General features: G+C 45.2%; 18 protein-coding genes. 4 read left to right on the plus strand and 14 right to left on the minus strand.

Annotated features, from left to right (window positions below; all coding sequences use genetic code 11):
• Positions 1-175 precede the first annotated feature (175 nt).
• From PMI05_RS16595 to PMI05_RS16615, 5 genes are all read right to left on the minus strand, one after another.
• Positions 176-466, minus strand: a complete 291-nt coding sequence (locus tag PMI05_RS16595) for a hypothetical protein (RefSeq protein ID WP_007723910.1) — start codon at positions 464-466, stop codon at positions 176-178.
• Positions 463-765 carry a DUF2089 family protein gene (locus tag PMI05_RS16600; RefSeq protein ID WP_007723913.1) on the minus strand — a complete coding sequence of 101 codons (303 nt, stop codon included), beginning with the start codon at positions 763-765 and terminating at the stop codon, positions 463-465. The genes PMI05_RS16595 and PMI05_RS16600 overlap by 4 nt, the downstream gene beginning before the upstream one ends.
• 133 nt (positions 766-898) lie before the next feature.
• Positions 899-1375: a DUF1579 family protein gene (locus PMI05_RS16605; RefSeq protein WP_007723917.1), complete on the minus strand. Its 477-nt coding sequence runs from the start codon at positions 1373-1375 to the stop codon at positions 899-901.
• Between the two features lie 166 nt (positions 1376-1541).
• Positions 1542-3506, minus strand: coding sequence for a M6 family metalloprotease domain-containing protein (locus tag PMI05_RS16610; protein WP_007723920.1), 1965 nt, complete (start codon positions 3504-3506; stop codon positions 1542-1544).
• 369 nt (positions 3507-3875) lie between these two features.
• Positions 3876-4256 carry a helix-turn-helix domain-containing protein gene (locus PMI05_RS16615; protein WP_007723923.1) on the minus strand — a complete coding sequence of 127 codons (381 nt, stop codon included), beginning with the start codon at positions 4254-4256 and terminating at the stop codon, positions 3876-3878.
• Positions 4257-4500: 244 nt separating this feature from the next.
• Between PMI05_RS16615 and PMI05_RS16620 the strand changes: the two genes are divergently transcribed.
• Together PMI05_RS16620 and PMI05_RS16625 are read left to right on the plus strand one after the other, a co-directional pair.
• The gene (locus PMI05_RS16620; RefSeq protein WP_007723926.1) at positions 4501-5163 is read left to right on the plus strand and encodes an NAD(P)H-dependent oxidoreductase; all 663 of its coding nucleotides are present in this window, start codon (positions 4501-4503) and stop codon (positions 5161-5163) included.
• A gap of 691 nt (positions 5164-5854) precedes the next feature.
• Positions 5855-6502: a hypothetical protein gene (locus PMI05_RS16625; protein WP_007723927.1), complete on the plus strand. Its 648-nt coding sequence runs from the start codon at positions 5855-5857 to the stop codon at positions 6500-6502.
• Between the two features lie 55 nt (positions 6503-6557).
• Here PMI05_RS16625 and PMI05_RS16630 read toward each other — a convergent pair whose 3' ends face one another.
• Positions 6558-7325, minus strand: a complete 768-nt coding sequence (locus PMI05_RS16630) for a hypothetical protein (protein ID WP_238543312.1) — start codon at positions 7323-7325, stop codon at positions 6558-6560.
• 176 nt (positions 7326-7501) lie between these two features.
• Between PMI05_RS16630 and PMI05_RS16635 the strand changes: the two genes are divergently transcribed.
• On the plus strand, positions 7502-8359 hold the full coding sequence (locus tag PMI05_RS16635; protein ID WP_007723931.1) for an SDR family NAD(P)-dependent oxidoreductase: 858 nt from the start codon (positions 7502-7504) through the stop codon (positions 8357-8359).
• Between the two features lie 37 nt (positions 8360-8396).
• Here PMI05_RS16635 and PMI05_RS16640 read toward each other — a convergent pair whose 3' ends face one another.
• The gene (locus tag PMI05_RS16640) at positions 8397-8906 is read right to left on the minus strand and encodes a DUF2165 family protein (protein WP_007723934.1); all 510 of its coding nucleotides are present in this window, start codon (positions 8904-8906) and stop codon (positions 8397-8399) included.
• A gap of 258 nt (positions 8907-9164) precedes the next feature.
• Here PMI05_RS16640 and PMI05_RS16645 point away from each other — a divergent pair, with 258 nt between their 5' ends.
• Positions 9165-10628 (plus strand): PLP-dependent aminotransferase family protein, encoded by a 1464-nt coding sequence (locus PMI05_RS16645; protein WP_039960935.1) that lies wholly within the window; start codon positions 9165-9167, stop codon positions 10626-10628.
• 305 nt (positions 10629-10933) lie between these two features.
• Here PMI05_RS16645 and PMI05_RS16650 read toward each other — a convergent pair whose 3' ends face one another.
• From PMI05_RS16650 to PMI05_RS16680, 7 genes are all read right to left on the minus strand, one after another.
• Entirely contained in the window at positions 10934-11890 is a 957-nt protein-coding gene (locus tag PMI05_RS16650; protein WP_007723939.1) for a carbon-nitrogen hydrolase family protein, read from the minus strand.
• Positions 11891-11958: 68 nt separating this feature from the next.
• Positions 11959-12531: an SCO family protein gene (locus PMI05_RS16655; protein ID WP_007723946.1), complete on the minus strand. Its 573-nt coding sequence runs from the start codon at positions 12529-12531 to the stop codon at positions 11959-11961.
• Positions 12532-12546: 15 nt separating this feature from the next.
• Positions 12547-12873: a cytochrome c gene (locus PMI05_RS16660; protein ID WP_007723948.1), complete on the minus strand. Its 327-nt coding sequence runs from the start codon at positions 12871-12873 to the stop codon at positions 12547-12549.
• A 37-nt stretch (positions 12874-12910) separates the two neighbouring features.
• Positions 12911-13777, minus strand: a complete 867-nt coding sequence (cyoE, locus tag PMI05_RS16665) for a heme o synthase (RefSeq protein ID WP_007723950.1) — start codon at positions 13775-13777, stop codon at positions 12911-12913.
• 27 nt (positions 13778-13804) lie between these two features.
• The gene (gene cyoD, locus PMI05_RS16670; RefSeq protein WP_007723955.1) at positions 13805-14137 is read right to left on the minus strand and encodes a cytochrome o ubiquinol oxidase subunit IV; all 333 of its coding nucleotides are present in this window, start codon (positions 14135-14137) and stop codon (positions 13805-13807) included.
• Positions 14138-14734, minus strand: coding sequence for a cytochrome o ubiquinol oxidase subunit III (gene cyoC, locus PMI05_RS16675; RefSeq protein WP_007723957.1), 597 nt, complete (start codon positions 14732-14734; stop codon positions 14138-14140). It abuts the gene before it with no gap.
• Positions 14734-16707 (minus strand): cbb3-type cytochrome c oxidase subunit I, encoded by a 1974-nt coding sequence (locus tag PMI05_RS16680; protein ID WP_007723959.1) that lies wholly within the window; start codon positions 16705-16707, stop codon positions 14734-14736. Before PMI05_RS16680 ends, cyoC begins: the two co-directional genes overlap by 1 nt.
• Between the last annotated feature and the right edge of the window lie 33 nt (positions 16708-16740).

Below are 16740 nucleotides of genomic sequence, written 5' to 3' on the forward strand. Positions count from 1 at the left end.
CTTAGAGTTGCTCTCTACATACTGTCTACTTGACAGGGAGCAGTGCATTTATTCCGAAGCGGACAGTCAATCCCCCTTGCAGGGCGTAGGCCGAAGCGTAGACTGGAAATGCGCTTCTTCCCCACTGCAGCTATTTAAAAGAGAAAAAACCACCCTGCTCAGGTGGTTCCAGTCACTACAAATCAAGCAGCTCCATTCTCTCCATCTCTTTCTTCCTCTTCGCCTTCATCGCTCTCCTGCCTTTCGACCAAGCCAATGATAGAATCGCGATCCCACCAACTGCTACCAAGATCAACGTCAGTTCACTGCCATCTTTAAATAAACCAGTGACATAACCGTAGACCAGGTACGCAAGAAAGATGCCTGGGAAGATTGCCCCCCAATAAGCGTGATTCAGTCTGCCGAGTAAATTTTGCATCCCCACAATACCGATCCCAACCAAAAATTGAATCATCCCCGTACTCATCTGCTTTCATCTCTTTCTTGTTTGTATTTTTCAATAATGAGCTTGGCTACCTCCAAACTCATCCGTTCGTCAATGACCAGGTTTTTGATCATTTGCACGAACTCTACTTCCGCTTCCTTGCTATGTAATTCGATCTTTTTAATGATTCGGTCGAGCTTGGCCCTCACTGTTGGGTACGATACACCGTACTCATCAGCCATTCCCTTGAGAGAGCCCGAACTGATAATAAACTTCCTGATAAATTCGAGGGTCTCCTTGTCCAGAGCTAACACCCAAGATGGAATTTCGTCGCGTTCCATGAATCGCCTCGCCTCCTGTCTTTAATTATATTAATAAAAATCTTAATTTTATTCAATTATTTTTTAATAAAATGAAATCAACCATAAAAAAGGAGCATCCTCACATGATGCTCCCTCTCTGGTCCTCATCCTTCTACTCAACCTTCGTTAATCGAATATCCATCCAATGTGCCCAACTCTCATCATTGCCCAGCAATCCCCAAGTGCCAGTGAGCGTGTTGCCATCAACACTAAACTTACCGGTAAAACGTTCGGTTTTCCCTGTGATCGTCCAATCTCTGCCCAATAAATTCGCATAGTAGGAAGACATGCTTCCATAATTGTCATAAGCGTGCGTGAAGTACATTTGACTAGTCGCATCATAGCCGATGATCTCAATCGTCTTGACTTCTTTATCCCCCATCAGGCCATCTACATGGTGAATAAGAAAATACCCCCCAGGCAGCCATTCGTAGGTATCGGTTGCTTTTAACTTCGCGGTTGGCCCAGCAGGACTTTCCATAATCAGTCCGTCTGTCGCCCATTTCCCCACAAAAATGTTCAGACGAGAAAGAGCCGGATCAGGCTCGGGTACCTCTTGAGAAATAGGAATAACATGTTCATTCATCATTCGGAATACCTCCTTATCAGGCAGTTAATTACTGTAAATTCTAGAGCATTCATGGATGGCATGTTTCTTATGGATTGCTATTTTACTTCCCCCGAGCGAATAAAAAGGTTATCAAATGCCGAACGAAACTCTCAGCAGATGATAACCTTTTTGGGTAGCGTATTATTTATTGCCCAAATACATTGATTTCAGCCGCACTTGTCCATGGGTTATTGTTTACCTCGCTTAAGGCACGCAGTTTCATATAGCGACCTGTCTTGGCTGCAAAGCTTACTTCTTTCAACGTGGTATCATTTGCAAAGGTACCTGTGGCTACAGCTGTTCCCCAATTTACTCCATCACTACTGACGTAGAACTCATAGTTCTTGATCGTTCCGTTCACTTGACCATCTTGTCTTGGCAGGTAACTGAATTTGGAAAGGCTATACGTTGCACCCAAGTCAATTTGAATCTCGTGCGGCATTGGAGCTACAGGGCTCCATTTCGTGTGCCAAAACGTGCTGTTGTTTCCATCAAAGGCTTTCGGAGCTTCATTGTACAATTCGTCGCTGTCTACATATTTTAGCGTCCAATTCGTTTTCGGAAGCAGGCTGGCTTCTCCTGCTGTAACTGCCACATTCATAGCAGAATTACTTGTGCTTGTCGTCGTAATCGTTACTCCCGATTTTTCTCCAGTGTAGGTATTACTGTTCGGATTGGTGTCTGGACTAAAGGAAGCAGCATGATTATTATTCGTGTAATAGAATGGGTCTTGGTATTCACTCACGGATTGCTCTATGTCAATAAAAGGATGAGGATCATTCGTGTTATTATTCATGGATTCATCAATGTGCCAAACCGCGATGCCACCAGAATCTGTTTGCAAGCTTGCATCATATCCAACTTTTTCGCGATTCTCAACTAAAAAATACGTATTATCCTTTAAAGGAATCTTTAAAACATTATAGTTATTTGGGATGGCTTGTAGCGTAAAATTGTTAGCGGCATTTACTACAGTTGGTGTGACAAATCCTAATTTTCCTTTTGACCAGGCATCCATATGAGTGGGTGTAGTTCCAGGATCTTCCCCTTGGAGATTATTCCAGGTTCCATTTGCCATTATACTTAGACCACCCACATGATTATTAGCACCATAGAGATCTGGAAGGCCCAAGGAATGACCCAATTCATGAGCAGTGATACCCATCGTTGCCATATGACCAAATTGTTTTTCACCCTGCGTCGTATACATACCAGATACTGTAACACCATCATGATTTGTGTTGGGAGCATACCACTGATGTGCCCATATATTTGGCACTGCACCACCGCTAGCCTCTTCATTACCAGCAAGAACCGTTACAATGTAGAAGCCATCTTTGGAGTCGATGACTTGATCATTATTGGTATCAAAACTAGCAAAGTTCACCTCAGGATCAGCTTTAGCCAGTGCATCTGTTATAACCGTCCTAATGTCTTGTCCCGAGTTATCTGGATGGGCGTAATCTAATCTTACTTTCACAACTCCATCATTTTGCGTACCATATATTTCGGATGCTGGAGTGATCTGTGCTTTTCCATTACTCACTTCATTATAGTAATGCTTTACTGACTTTTGATTTGCAGAAAAGAATTTGTTGCTCCAATCGTTGTCGCTATATGCGATATCAACATTTGTAAACCCAATTAACAAAACAAGCAATTTTGGGGTTCCTGAAACTGGCGTGACGCTTCCGTCAATATTTTCTGGTGATCCCGAAAATTCTTGTTGTAGCTCATTCATGAACTCCTGTTTTTTATTCGCTTGAGGATCGTACTCATTTATCCATTTCATCAAATTTTTCTCATTTACCGCTTCTGAAGGCTTTTCGTCAATTTTATATTTTATCCCCGTCGATTTCAGATCATTTGATGTAAGTTCAGCGTAATTCCAATATCCCTCCTGATCTTGTAAAAGTACATCGCCATCCTTTGTGCTCGCCCAATGGAACCATTCATCTCCATGCATCACGGCTTGAAACGATTCACCTGACGGTTGCTTCATTTTGACAACTCCATCGTATGCGGGTGCGGCAAAAACATCCGTTTGAAAGTACAAAACACAAATCAAAGAAAAAACGGACGTGAACAGGTATTTAAATCTTTTTTGCATAAACTTTCCTCCCGTTTTAGAAGTTGTTATCCTGTGGGAATCGTTTCCTCTATAAATTCAAGAAGATCGCCCCCTTTTCTATGGCATGCGGAATATTCTGTTGATAACTGCACCAGATTCATACATAGGATGAATCGACAGATCATCTATACAGAACTACCCGAATACCCTTATCTACAATATTGGGAATTTTTGGTAACATGTTAACTTTTTCTATAAATTAGGGACTTTTTTATCATTAACCAATAAAACGGAATGGAGGAAGGTCACATGTGGAGTCGTCTGGAGGGCCCTTTTGTCCTAAGTAATAGTCGGAAAAACCACAGGGAGGTTACAAAATAAAAAAACCACCCTTTCAGGTGGCGGTTTTCATGACCCGTGAGCAGTAGATAGAGACTCTTCTGGTGCCTCTGTTTGAAAATGTTCTCCCCATTCTCGCAAATACTCAATGACAGGTCCCAAGCCTTGCCCTAGCTCGGTCAACTCGTACTCTACTTTTGGCGGAACGACCGGATACACTTCACGCTTGACGATTCCTGCTTCCTCCAACTCCCGCAATTGTTCTGCCAGCATTTTATGATTCACACCGATTATATTTTTCTTTAATTCTCCGTACCTTTTTTTCCCTTTGAACAGCTGACAAATGATTGATACCTTCCATCGTCCCGCAAAAACCGAGACGGCAAGCTCGATCGGGCAAGGATATTCCTTGCCATTTAATAGGTACCTCATCGCTGGTTTCTTCTTCATCCCACTCACTTCCCTTTTCGTAAGTATTAACCGAAAAAGTGCGTACTTACTTTTGTTTAGTGTATTCGGTATGCTCAGTTTTGTAAAACACTTTTAAAGGAGGGAGCCCATGTAAAAGTAAGCGGGTAGGCCCAGTCGACATCGCTTACGCAGTGGAGGGAAACGGTCCCGCTCTGCTATTGATCCACGCCAGCCCATTTTCTATCAACGGTTTCATAAACTTATTCGAAAGTAGGATGACATCATGCGTAAAGATCAAATCATAGAAGCTTATCAATTCAGACATGCCTGCAAAGAGTTTGATACAGCTAAAAAAATTACGAATGAAGACTTTGATTTTATTATGGAGACTGCTCGACTGTCACCCAGCTCCTTTGGTTTTGAACCATGGAACTTCCTCGTGCTACAAGATCCAGCTCTTAGAGAAAAGCTGTTACCTGTCACATGGGGGGCGCAAAAACAACTGCCGACCGCAAGCCATTTTGTCATCGTACTGGCGCGGACCAAACAAGAAATGGCCGCTGATTCTGAATATATCCAACATATCATGAAAGACACGCAGGACTTGCCGGAAAACGTCGTACAACATAAAGGCACTGCCTACGATAACTTCCTGAAAAACGATTTCGCTCTGTTTGACGACGAGCGAGTCATGTTCCAATGGGCATCCAGACAGACCTACATCGCACTTGGCAATATGATGACGTCTGCTGCGATGATCGGCATTGATTCCTGCCCCATTGAAGGCTTTGCAAAAGAAAAGGTCGAGGATATCCTTGCGGCGGAAGGGCTCCTCGACAGAGAACGCTTCGGCGTCGCTTGCATGGTTGCTTTTGGCTATCGGAAAAATGAACCCCGTGCGAAAACCAGACAAGCGAAGGAAGAGATTATTCGTTTTATCGGGTAAAACCAGCAATTGGCTGCACGTAAAAAGCATTCGTATTCCGAATGCTTTTTTGCGTTCACCTACATAAATAAAGCAGTCGCCCGCAAAAGCAAGCGACTCTCTTTCCTACTTATTTACTTACTCATCCGTATACTGAAAGCCTACGATACGACCTACTTCATCGACGGAAATCGTGATTCCCTTGCCTTTGGCTGGACGGAATGTCACGTCTACTGTCACAAATCCATAGTCGTAGTCTTCACTATCGTTAGGCCCGTTACCTTTTATTTGTCAGACTATCAAAAGACATTTCGCTTTTCCCTAGCAGATGGGTTGATCGAATCCCCATGCGATCCACTCGATTGTGATGTGGAACTGTCATCTGAGGCCCTACATTATTGCTTCACCCATTTGTGGGGATGGAGTACACTGCGCATCGTTTGTCCGTTTTGCGGTAAATTATTTGGGAGAGAAGATTCGCAACCGCTATATTACGACACACAATATACGAAAATAGGTAAATACACCCATTTTAACTTCGTCTGAATGGGTGTATTTTGTCCTAGTCTCCTTGAGTATGTAAGATAGAAGAGTTATTATTAGAATATTCGCAATTAACCTCTTGTATTTCCAGTATTATGCACCCCATGATAGAATCGGAAAGGAAATTCCGTACATTTCCAATTATGTATAAAAAGGTGGATCTATTCAGATGAAAAAACTAGTATCCGTAGCTTTGCTGCTCTCCATGTTGGCTGTCTCTGCTTGTTCGAACAAGCCAGCTGATACTAAGCCAGCTGAGCAAAACGCAGCACAAACCACAGAAGCCGCTAAAACAACGGAAGCTCCAAAAACAGATTCGGCTACACCAGCGCCAGCTGCAACAACAAGCGACAAGCTGGAAGCAAAAAAGGTTCTGAACGACAAAGTGGAAATCTTGATTCCAAAAGGCTTTACTGTCATGTCTGAAGAAATGGCGAAAGTAAAATACCCGACCGAAAATCGCCCTTCCTTGATTTATACCGATGAAAAAGGTTCCATTAACATCGCGTTTAGCCATACAGAAACACCTGTTCAGGACAGTCTACTCAAAGACCTGAAGGATCCGATGAAACAAGCGTTTACCAATGCGTATAAAGATGCAACCTGGTATCGCGATGAAGTAATCCAAATTAACGGGAAAAACGTTGGTGTGTTCGAAATGCTGACACCTGGTGCTGATACAAAAATTTACAACCTCATTTTCTTTACAGAGCTCGACGGCAAAGTTCTAATGACCACTTTCAATTGCACCGAGGCACAAATGGAAGAGTGGAAGCCGCTCGCACAAGAAATTTTGATGTCTTATAAAGTGCAATAAGGAAACAACGATTCCCCCTCATAAAGAGTAAAAGCACCCGCCAATGGGTGCTTTTTTAGCTTTTTCTTTTTGCTGCATCCAACTCTTTCTTCCAACGAAGCAGGGTCTCCCGAGAAGGATACGGATTGGGAAACTGCAATGCTTGCTCGATGGATTGAAAAGCCTGAGCATGCATTCCTGCTTTTCTTTGCGCGTCCCCCAGGTAGTACCAATACCTCGCCGAATCGCTCTCTTCAAGGACAGACTCATAGTAGGCAACCATCTTCTGAAAATAATAGGGATAGACATCGGCTGCGATTACCAGACTTCCTGCGTCCCACCTATACACCTCTACTTGAAACGCTTTTCCTCTATCATGTAGCCACAGCGCAAGCTCAGCGTTGCCATCCATTCCATTAACCCCCGGCATGTCTTCCACCTCAACCCTGCTTGCTCGTGTCTCCTGATGGAGCATGTGCATAAATCCATTCGCCGACCACTGCAAAATATCTATGTTCGACCATACCCCGCCTATTTGCCACCCAATCAATAAGCTATTCATTTGGGCATCGACAATGGGAGCAGCCAATAATTCGGAAACCGTATAGCCTTGTCCTTTGAAATTGCCGATCGGATGCCAGCGATTCTCATCCTGCTTGGCGACCATGACGTACATTTCGCCTTGGTTGCGATAAACACAGGCTATTTCCTGATGATTATCTCCATCGAGATCAGCGACGATAACGGCAGGTTGATCGTGCGGCTTTGGCATGACCACTAGTTCTGCCGTAGGAGGTATCAAGCTCTTTATGACGCTCCAATGCTGCGTTCCGATTCGCTTCATATTGGTCTCACCCATCTTTCCAGTCTCACCAAAATATATGCTACTTTTTTCACCACATGCTCACAGGATCATCGGTTGCGCTCAACCACAAATAAAAATAGACATTTCGTTAAAGTGTCTATTATAATCTAAACATTAACTCTCGATGTTTGAGTTTCATTTGAAGGAGGTACGTCATGAAGCAGTTTAAAAACAAAGTAGCGGTCATTACCGGAGCGGCCAGCGGGATCGGTCGCGCATTGGCAACGCGCTGTGCTGAGGAGCAGATGAAGGTTGTTCTTGCCGATGTAGAAGTAGCGGCGCTCCAACGAGTAGAGCAGGAGTTACAGGCAGCAGGAGCAGCTGTCCTCGCCGTCGTAACGGACGTAAGCAAAGAAAAAGATATCCAGATGCTTGCACAAAAAACGCTAGATTCGTTCGGTGCTGTCCATCTATTGTTCAACAATGCAGGGGTTGGCGGAGGCTCGACAATCTGGCAAAGCACCCTTGCTGATTGGCAATGGGTCATGAATGTGAACTTGTGGGGTGCCATTCACGCTACACAAATTTTCGTACCCATGATGTTAAAACAAGGGACTGAATGCCACATCGTGAACACCGCCTCTCTCGCTGGCCTAGAGTCCGGACCAGGGAATAGCATTTATCGTGTAAGCAAGCATGCGTTAGTCAGTCTGTCGGAAACCCTCTACCACGAATTGAAAATGATCCAATCCAAAATCGGAGTTTCCGTTTTATGCCCTGGCTTTGTTCAAACGCAAATATGTGACGCCCATCGCAATCGTCCAGCCGAGTACAGCAAACCAGGAGATATCGTGGATCCATCACCGATGACAACCGCCATCGACCAGTTCATTCGTTCAGGTGTCGAGCAAGGAATTTCTCCAAAAGAAGTAGCTGATCACACCTTCCTGGCGATCAAGAGCAATCGCTTTTACATTCTGCCAGATTCCACGTATAAAGAAACTGTGCGTCAGCGGATGGAAGATATTTTGAACCAGCATAACCCGACGTTCGTGATTCCCTCGCATATTTAACAAAAAGCCACGCTCTCAAAGGAACGTGGCTCTACTACTACATATCTGTTAATTCTCGATCTCGCAAGGAAACCAAAATCACGAATCCAATCATCACCTCTGTAATGTTAAACGCTACCTGCTGACCATTCCATACTTGTGATTGCCACATGGCGAACCACTCTGCGCCCACAATCGCAAATCCGAAAAACCAGATGCAAAAAGCAACCATGTAAGCGATATATGCGAATGCTTTCGAGTTATTGAACGTTTTTGCATCCTTCTTTACATTACGCAGCATATTTCCTGCCGCGATCCAACCAAAAAGTGAGAATAGCCCTTCCGCAATGATGATTCCGATATAAGCAATGGTGTGAGCAGTAGGATCAGTAATCGCTCGCCACATCAGTGCGTTACCCTCAAACGTGGTATCCATGGACAGAACATGTTGGACAAATTGATAATTGGAATGGTAGTCCATAAGATTCCCTAAGAAAATGGATGTTCCAAATGCTGCGGATAATGCTACAACCAAAACCTTCAAATACCGTAGCGTCAAATTACTCAATGATCACGCCTCTTTTCCCATATACTGTCATTACTCATTCTTGATCGGATTGACACACCCTTTCTCTTTGCAAGAAAAATCTATCTATTTTTATCACGAGTATTCATCACCACTGGATGGAAACCTAATCATACTCATTCGGAAATGGAACGACCATGATTTTTTTATCCATCCATGTTCAACAGTTTGGAACGACTTTGTCACATGTATTTTTCTTAACAATGTTATGATGAAATGGATTCCCCCATATAACAAACAATGAATATGTGCAAGGTTGTGATTATCATTTGGAAGCCTGATCGGTCGAGCAGTCAAACTCTATACCACCAAATAGCCGATGAGATTGAACGCAGAATTTCATATGGAGAGTTCCCCCCTGGGAGCCTGCTCCCTTCTGAGAGAAAACTGGCTGAGCAATTAGGAGTAAACCGAAGCACTGTTATTTTAGCGTACGAGGAACTTCGGGCATTAGGCATCATCGAGAGCAGAACAGGAAGCGGTACTCGTGTAAGTAAAAATAAATGGGAGGCAACTCCGAAGCATACACCCAACTGGCATCGATATGTAGAAGGTGGTCAATTCCTCCCGAATTTGTCTTATCTGCGGCGGATTAGAGAAGCCTTGCAAAAAGACAGCAGTCTCATCGATTTTGCGAGTGGAGAATTGTCTTCCCAGCTCTCACCAGGTAAGGAAATCAGTACCCTGATGAAGGAAAACCCCTTCACGGAATATCTCGGATACGACAATCCGCAAGGCTTTACACCATTGCGCGAAGAGCTGGTCTCGTATTTATCACGATATCGGAATGTGCAGACAACGGACTCTTCCATTCTGATCACGTCGGGTTCTCAACAATCTCTGTATTTGATCACCCAATGTCTGCTTGCACCCGGCGATGCAGTTGCCATCGAAGATCCCTCTTATTCTTACTCGTTGCCTATGTTTCAATCTGCTGGACTTCGCCTGTTCCGCCTTCCCGTCAGCCATAACGGAATTGATCCAGAAGATATTCGAGCCTTGTATAAAAAACATCGGATCAAGATGATCTTTATCAATCCTACTTTTCAAAACCCTACAGGGATTTGTCTTGATCCCACTCGGCGCACGCAGCTGTTGGATGTAGCAAGCGAACTCGGTCTGCCGATTGTAGAGGACGATCCTTTCAGTCTGACTTCCTATGACGGCAAGCCTCCACTGCCACTCAAATCATTGGATCAGCTTGGCTCCGTTGTCTACATTGGTTCCTTTTCCAAAATTGCTGCATCCGGTTTACGAGTCGGTTGGATGGTGGCGCCTCATTCCGTTGTCGAGCGTTTGGCAGATGCCCGCCAGCAGATGGATTTTGGCCTGAGCGTGGTACCACAAAAAATCGCGGCCCAGTTTTTGCATTCCGATAATTTCCTGCCACATTTAGAGCGGTTACGTATGCATTTACAGTACAGAAGAGATTTGCTTGTAGAGGCACTGCAAAAAGAGTTGCCCAATGAGCTTTCGTTCACCATTCCCCAAGGTGGATTACACTTGTGGTGTAAAATTAACCCTGATGTGAACGACAACCAATTGTTTGAAGAAGCCGTTCGCAGAGGCGTCGTTTTTGTGCCTGGCAGTGTGTATGGTTCAGACTCCGGCTACATTCGCTTTACCTTTGCACGACCAAAAGAAGAAGAAATTAGGCTTGGTGTCTCTAAATTTGCGGATGCGTTGAAGGCTGTTTTGTCATAAAGATGGTGGTCCGACAACGATTGTGGTCGGGGGAAGCCCTGCCATATGTTTTCCAGTCGCCTGTATCCTCTCTACGTTCGGGCGGTCTCCTTCCAAACATGTGACAGGACTTTCGTACAGCTTTTGTTTCTTTCAGGCTTTAAAACAGATTTGCAGGTTAGAGCTTGGAAGCTTCGGTTCACGATTTTACTACTTGCATTGACCTGCAAATATTGCCAAAGCTTCTTCCCCCACCACTGCAACTAATAAAAGACCTCCACCGCTTTTACCAAGCAATGGAGGTCTTCTGCATTTTACAAACGGACTTACTTCATCCACTTCACATTCTCTTTTTTCTCTTCATTCACCAACAACGTAAAAACATCCGGGCGCGAGTAATGTCCAACAACATCAAAATCGAATTGGCTATAAGCGATATCGCGAATGTCCAGATCAGCGTAGAGAATCTCCTCCCGCCCAAAAACAGGCTCGACAATATAGTCACCCAATGGCCCCACAATCGCACTTCCACCTCTGCTCATCTCGTCTGGCGAAGAGGCCAGATCGTCGTAGCAAGCCAAATCAGTTGGATACATATCTTTTGTTACGTACTGATTGCTCGATAAAACGAAGCATCTGCCTTCCAATGCGATATGGCGGATGGTAGATTGCCATGCATCTCTTGCATCAGCTGTTGGCGCGATGTAGATTTGAACGCCTTTTGCATACATCGCTGCTCGCGCTAACGGCATATAATTCTCCCAACAAATTAGGGCCCCGATCTTACCGTAAGGAGTATCGAATACCGGCAAAGTACTTCCGTCCCCTTCGCCCCAAATCAATCGTTCGGATGCAGTCGGCTTCAGCTTGCGATGCACGCCAAGCAACTCACCATCTGGTCCGAAAAATAAGACGGAACAATATAAGGTGCCACCGCTATTTTCATTGTCTCTCTCGATCACACCAATGACGAGATACACGCCAGCCTTGCGCGCTGCCTCCCCGAGCTTGTCTGTCTCTTCACTCGGGACCACAATCGAATTGTCCCAATAACGAAACCAGTCCTTACGCCCCTCAGGGGAACGACTGCCTACTTTTGTCCCAAAAGTAAGGCCTCTCGGATACGCAGGGATAAAAGCTTCGGGAAAAACAACGATTTTCGCTCCTTTTTCGCCTGCTTCCAATGTCAGTGAAACCGCCTTTTCCGTACTTCCATCACGATCCATTATGACCGAAGCAGCTTGAACAACTGCTACTCGTACGTTATGTTGCTGAATTGACATGTTACATCCCCTCCCAAATAGAGAATCTGTCTTACTTTCCTATTATTCGGCGTACCCGACTGGCTCCCCTACTCCTGCAACGCTTTCATATCCTCGATAATTTGATTGTAAGGCACGTCCGTCATTCCTTCATAACGGTTAACCACTGTTCCCTTTTGATCGACCAAGTATAAAAACGTGTCGTGGATGATTTGATCGGAATTAGGGTCCTTTTCTATCGGAGTCTTGAATGACTTGAGAATAAACGTTTTGATCTCATCAAATCCATAGCCAGTCAATGCATGCCAATTGGAGAAGTCAGCATTGAATTTACCCAGATATAACTTCAATGCCTCTGGCGTATCTCTTTCTGGATCAACCGAGAAAGAAACAAACTCCACATCAACGCCAGCTTCTTTTGCTTTTTTCTGCAATTCAGCCATATTTGCTGTCATCGTAGGACAAACGGTTCCACAATACGTAAAGACAAAGTTAGCAACCCATACCTTATTTTCCAGGTCTTTCGATGAAAAAGGCTTCCCTTCCTGGTCCGTATAAGCAAATTCATTAACCGGATAGTTGTAATCATATCTTGCTGGACCACACGCAGTTACCAGAACCATCAGGATACTGAGCATGATCAACCAAGCTGTTTTTTTCATTGTACCGCCCCTCTCCTATTCTTTTTTCTCAGAGAGCCACTTTGCTAACTGGCCGATTTCTTCTGCGCTGAGTACATTTTCATAACCAGGCATGCCATTTGCGCCGACCGTAATTATTTCAACGAGTTTTTCCTCCGTCATTTTCGAGCCAACTTGCTGCAAGCCTGGACCCACCCTACCGGATAAATCGTTACCGTGGCAGCTCATGCAATTATTTTTGTATAGCTTCATCGCACTTTTATCTGCATCTGCAACTTCTGTTTGCTCTTCCGTTGCGCCATTGCTGCATGCAGTTGCAACCAAGAACAGTGAACCAATCATGAGATACTTGATGGCTTTCACAGAAACCCCCTACCTTTCCTACGGGAATAACGGTACCTTACAAAAAGGGACGGCCTGCTGTATCCACTACCATGCACACAAAAACAATCATCAAATAATTAATCGAGAGGAAAAAGTTTGTCTTCGCCCATTTTTCCGTGTTCTCCGACACAATCCCGATCATCGTATGTCCCATCCATACCATTCCGAATAGGAAGGAAACAGCGAAAAAGACAATCCCTACATAACCAAGCAAGTACATAATCGTTACAGTTGGCAACAGTAGTACTACGTACGGAATCATTTGGCGCTTGGTTCGCTTGATTCCCTTCACTACCGGGAGGAGAGGAAATCCCGCCGTTCTATACTCTTCTACACGCCTAATCGCAAGTGACCAGAAGTGAACAGGCTGCCACAAAAACAACAAAGCGAACAAAAGCCACGCCCCTGCGTCTATCTCATTCGTGTAGGCACAATACCCCATCACAGGCGGCATTGCTCCCGAAACGCCACCAATGGACGTGCTCCAGGTTGACGTTCGCTTGAGCCACATGGTGTAAACGACTACGTATACGAACATCCCGAACAATCCGAGCCAACCTACTAGCGCATTGACTTTATAAAATAGCACCAGCTCCCCCGCAAGACCGAGAACCAGGGCGTACAGCAGTACGCCCCAAGGTTTCAGTCGTCCGCAAGCAAGTGGCCGGTCTTTCGTACGGGTCATTTTTTGATCAAGCTGCCAGTCCCAAATGTTATTTAACACGCAGGACGAAGCCATTGTGAGTGTGGTCCCGATCATCAGCCATAACAAGAGCATCCAATCCGGCTCCCACTTACTCGCTACCCAATACCCACCGAATGCTGCTACCAGATTGAGTTGAAGAATGCGGGGCTTGGTGAGCTGTATCCAATCTGCTAGCATCTCCTACCCCCGATTGAATTGACGTCATTATAGTGCGACCATGTTGTACATCATGATCCAGATGGAGCCGATCACGATGAGGAATACGATAAACAGTCCAAGTAAGAGCGACATCAAATTGTAACGTGGTTTATCCTCTTCTTTCAGATGCATGAAGAAGAATAACTGGACAATAAACTGAAACAGAGCCGCTACTAAATAGATGATGAGTCGCTTATCACTATCTAACCATCCGTTCTCTAGGGCCAAGATGGGAATGATTGTGAGTACAAGCGACAAGACGAAACCGATCACATACGATTTCAGGGAACCATGACCGCCGTGTTGTTCTGTCGTGCCATGCACAGATTGCTTGCTCAATTAATTCACCCCCATCACATACACGATGGTGAAGACGAAAATCCAAACAACATCAAGGAAATGCCAGAATAAGCTGATGATGTTTACTTTTCGTTTCGTTACAGGTGTAATACCGTGCTTCGCGATTTGCATGATGACGATGATCATCCACCCTAATCCGAGCGCCACGTGCAATCCATGCGTTCCTACCAAGGTGTAAAAAGCAGTCAGGAATGCACTCGTGCTAATCGTAGCCCCTTCGCCTACCAGATGTATGAACTCATTGATTTCCAGGAACAAGAAGGATGCTCCCAAAAATATGGTAACTCCCAGCCAGTTCATCAATGCAAGACGATTACCCTTATTCATAGCGAGAATCGCAAGACCGCTCGTAAAGCTACTGGTCAGCAAAATAAACGTACTCGCGTAAATACCATTCATCTGAAAAAGATCTTTTGGACCTGGACCACCATCCGTGCTCCCTTGCAGTACGATATAAGTCGCAAACAAGGTAGCGAACAAGATAACATCCGTCATGAGGTAGATCCAAAAGGCAAACGTGCGCAATTCCTCTTGGTCTGGATGATGATCATGGTGTCCAGCATTCACATTAGCCATTACGTAATCACCCTCCCTGCTTCCGCCTCTGTACGTTTAATCTCTTCCACCGTGACGTAATAGTCCGTGTCGTAGTTAAACGAGTGAACAACCATACAACCAATCACACCGATAAATCCTGGTACAGCCATCCATAGCCAGTCAAAAATCAAACCGAATCCGACAAAGAACCAGAACATGGACATCACGATTGGAATACCAGAGTTTTTCGGCATATGAATCGGTTCCAGCTCTACTTTCGCCGGCTTTTCCAAGCCTTGCTCGATGCGTAGCTTTCTTTCATGCCAATCATCTTGAGACGTTACCTGCGGCATTACGGCAAAGTTATAGAACGGAGCTGGAGAAGGAATCGACCACTCCAACGTACGGGCATTCCATGGGTCTCCTGTTGTATCTCTCTTCATGTGCTTGATGCTGTGTGCAATATCCCAAATTTGGACAAGGAAGGCAGCACCCATGATTACGGCACCGATCGTCGATACCAGGTTCATTTCGAACCAGCCTTTATCCCAGCCGTACGTGTAAAGACGACGTGTCATACCCATCAAGCCCAATGCGTATTGCGGCATGAAGCACAGGTAGAACCCGATGTTCCACAGCCAGAAAGCCCAACGGCCAATACGCTCATTCAGCTTGAAGCCAAAAATCTTCGGCCACCAGTAATACAAGCCTGCGAAGAATCCAAACACGACACCTGCAATAATTACTTGGTGGAAGTGGGCAACGAGGAAGTAGCTATTGTGATATTGGAAGTCAGCAGGTGCCACGGACAGAAGTACACCCGTCATCCCACCGATGACGAAGTTCGGGATAATCCCGACCATCCAAAGCATCGGTGTTTCGAACGTAATTTTTCCTCGGAACATCGTAAACAGCCAGTTAAACACTTTCACACCCGTCGGAATCGCAATCAACATCGTCGTGACCGCAAAGAAGGCATTGACGTCCGCACCGGAGCCCATTGTGAAGAAATGGTGCGCCCATACGAGGAACGACAGAACACTAATGATGATCATGGCGAACACCATGGATTTGTAACCGAACAGCTTTTTCCGAGAGAACGTCGCAACGATCTCGGAGAAAATCCCGAACGCTGGCAGAACGATAATGTAAACTTCCGGGTGACCCCACATCCAAATCAAGTTGATGTACATCATCGGGTTACCGCCGCCATCCAAAGTAAAGAAGTGTCCACCCAGATATCGGTCGATAAACAGCAGTGCCAATGTAACAGTCAAGATTGGAAATGCGAAAACGATTGCGATACAACTCGACAAAACTGACCAGGAAAACATCGGCATTTTCATCAACGTCATACCAGGAGCACGCACTTTCAAGATCGTTACAATAAAGTTAATCCCGGTCATCAAACTGCCTATACCTGAGATCTGAATCCCCCAAATGTAGAAATCCTGACCTGGTCCCGGGTTAAAGGCTAGCTCTGAATACGGCGGGTAAGCCAGCCATCCAGCATCCGGGGAGCCCCCGATGACGAAGGACAAGTTAAACAGCATCGCCCCTGAGAAAAACAGCCAGAAGCTGAGCGCATTCAGAAACGGAAAGGCTACATCACGTGCACCGAGTTGCAGCGGCACGATAACATTGAACAAACCAAACATAAGCGGCATCGCCATAAACAGAATCATAATGACGCCATGCGTCGTAAAAATCTGATTGTAGTGATCCCCACTCAAAAACTGCATCTCAGGCATGACGAGCTGAGCCCGCATCAGGAGAGCATCTACCCCTCCTCGAAACAGCATGAGAACGGAAGCGAGAATGTACATGATACCGATCTTCTTGTGATCGACAGTTGTCAGCCATTCGCGCCAGAGCCATCCCCATTTTTTAAAGTAAGTCAGCACCGATACGATTGCGATCATACTGAGCACAATGCTGACGTCCGCGCCGTAAATAAGTGGATCGCCTGTTACGAAAAATTCAGAGGCGAATTCTTTCACACTCTCCCACATCGTTGTCTCTCTCCTCCCTCTTTCCATTTCAAC

Origin of the sequence: Brevibacillus sp. BC25 (assembly GCF_000282075.1) — a bacterium.
Lineage (GTDB): Bacteria > Bacillota > Bacilli > Brevibacillales > Brevibacillaceae > Brevibacillus.

Bases quoted from the DNA above. Each gene is read 5' to 3' on its own strand.
- PMI05_RS16650 (WP_007723939.1), bottom strand. From the start codon at position 11,890: ATGTCAATTCAGCAACATAACGTACGAGTAGCAGTTGTTCAAGCTGCT.
- PMI05_RS16630 (WP_238543312.1), bottom strand. From the start codon at position 7,325: ATGAAGCGAATCGGAACGCAGCATTGGAGCGTCATAAAGAGCTTGATA.
- cyoE (WP_007723950.1), bottom strand. From the start codon at position 13,777: ATGCTAGCAGATTGGATACAGCTCACCAAGCCCCGCATTCTTCAACTC.
- cyoC (WP_007723957.1), bottom strand. From the start codon at position 14,734: ATGGCTAATGTGAATGCTGGACACCATGATCATCATCCAGACCAAGAG.
- PMI05_RS16635 (WP_007723931.1), top strand. From the start codon at position 7,502: ATGAAGCAGTTTAAAAACAAAGTAGCGGTCATTACCGGAGCGGCCAGC.
- PMI05_RS16605 (WP_007723917.1), bottom strand. From the start codon at position 1,375: ATGATGAATGAACATGTTATTCCTATTTCTCAAGAGGTACCCGAGCCT.
- PMI05_RS16615 (WP_007723923.1), bottom strand. From the start codon at position 4,256: ATGAAGAAGAAACCAGCGATGAGGTACCTATTAAATGGCAAGGAATAT.
- PMI05_RS16655 (WP_007723946.1), bottom strand. From the start codon at position 12,531: ATGAAAAAAACAGCTTGGTTGATCATGCTCAGTATCCTGATGGTTCTG.
- PMI05_RS16625 (WP_007723927.1), top strand. From the start codon at position 5,855: ATGAAAAAACTAGTATCCGTAGCTTTGCTGCTCTCCATGTTGGCTGTC.
- PMI05_RS16645 (WP_039960935.1), top strand. From the start codon at position 9,165: ATGAATATGTGCAAGGTTGTGATTATCATTTGGAAGCCTGATCGGTCG.
- PMI05_RS16600 (WP_007723913.1), bottom strand. From the start codon at position 765: ATGGAACGCGACGAAATTCCATCTTGGGTGTTAGCTCTGGACAAGGAG.
- PMI05_RS16680 (WP_007723959.1), bottom strand. From the start codon at position 16,707: ATGTGGGAGAGTGTGAAAGAATTCGCCTCTGAATTTTTCGTAACAGGC.
- PMI05_RS16610 (WP_007723920.1), bottom strand. From the start codon at position 3,506: ATGCAAAAAAGATTTAAATACCTGTTCACGTCCGTTTTTTCTTTGATT.
- PMI05_RS16595 (WP_007723910.1), bottom strand. From the start codon at position 466: ATGAGTACGGGGATGATTCAATTTTTGGTTGGGATCGGTATTGTGGGG.
- PMI05_RS16620 (WP_007723926.1), top strand. From the start codon at position 4,501: ATGCGTAAAGATCAAATCATAGAAGCTTATCAATTCAGACATGCCTGC.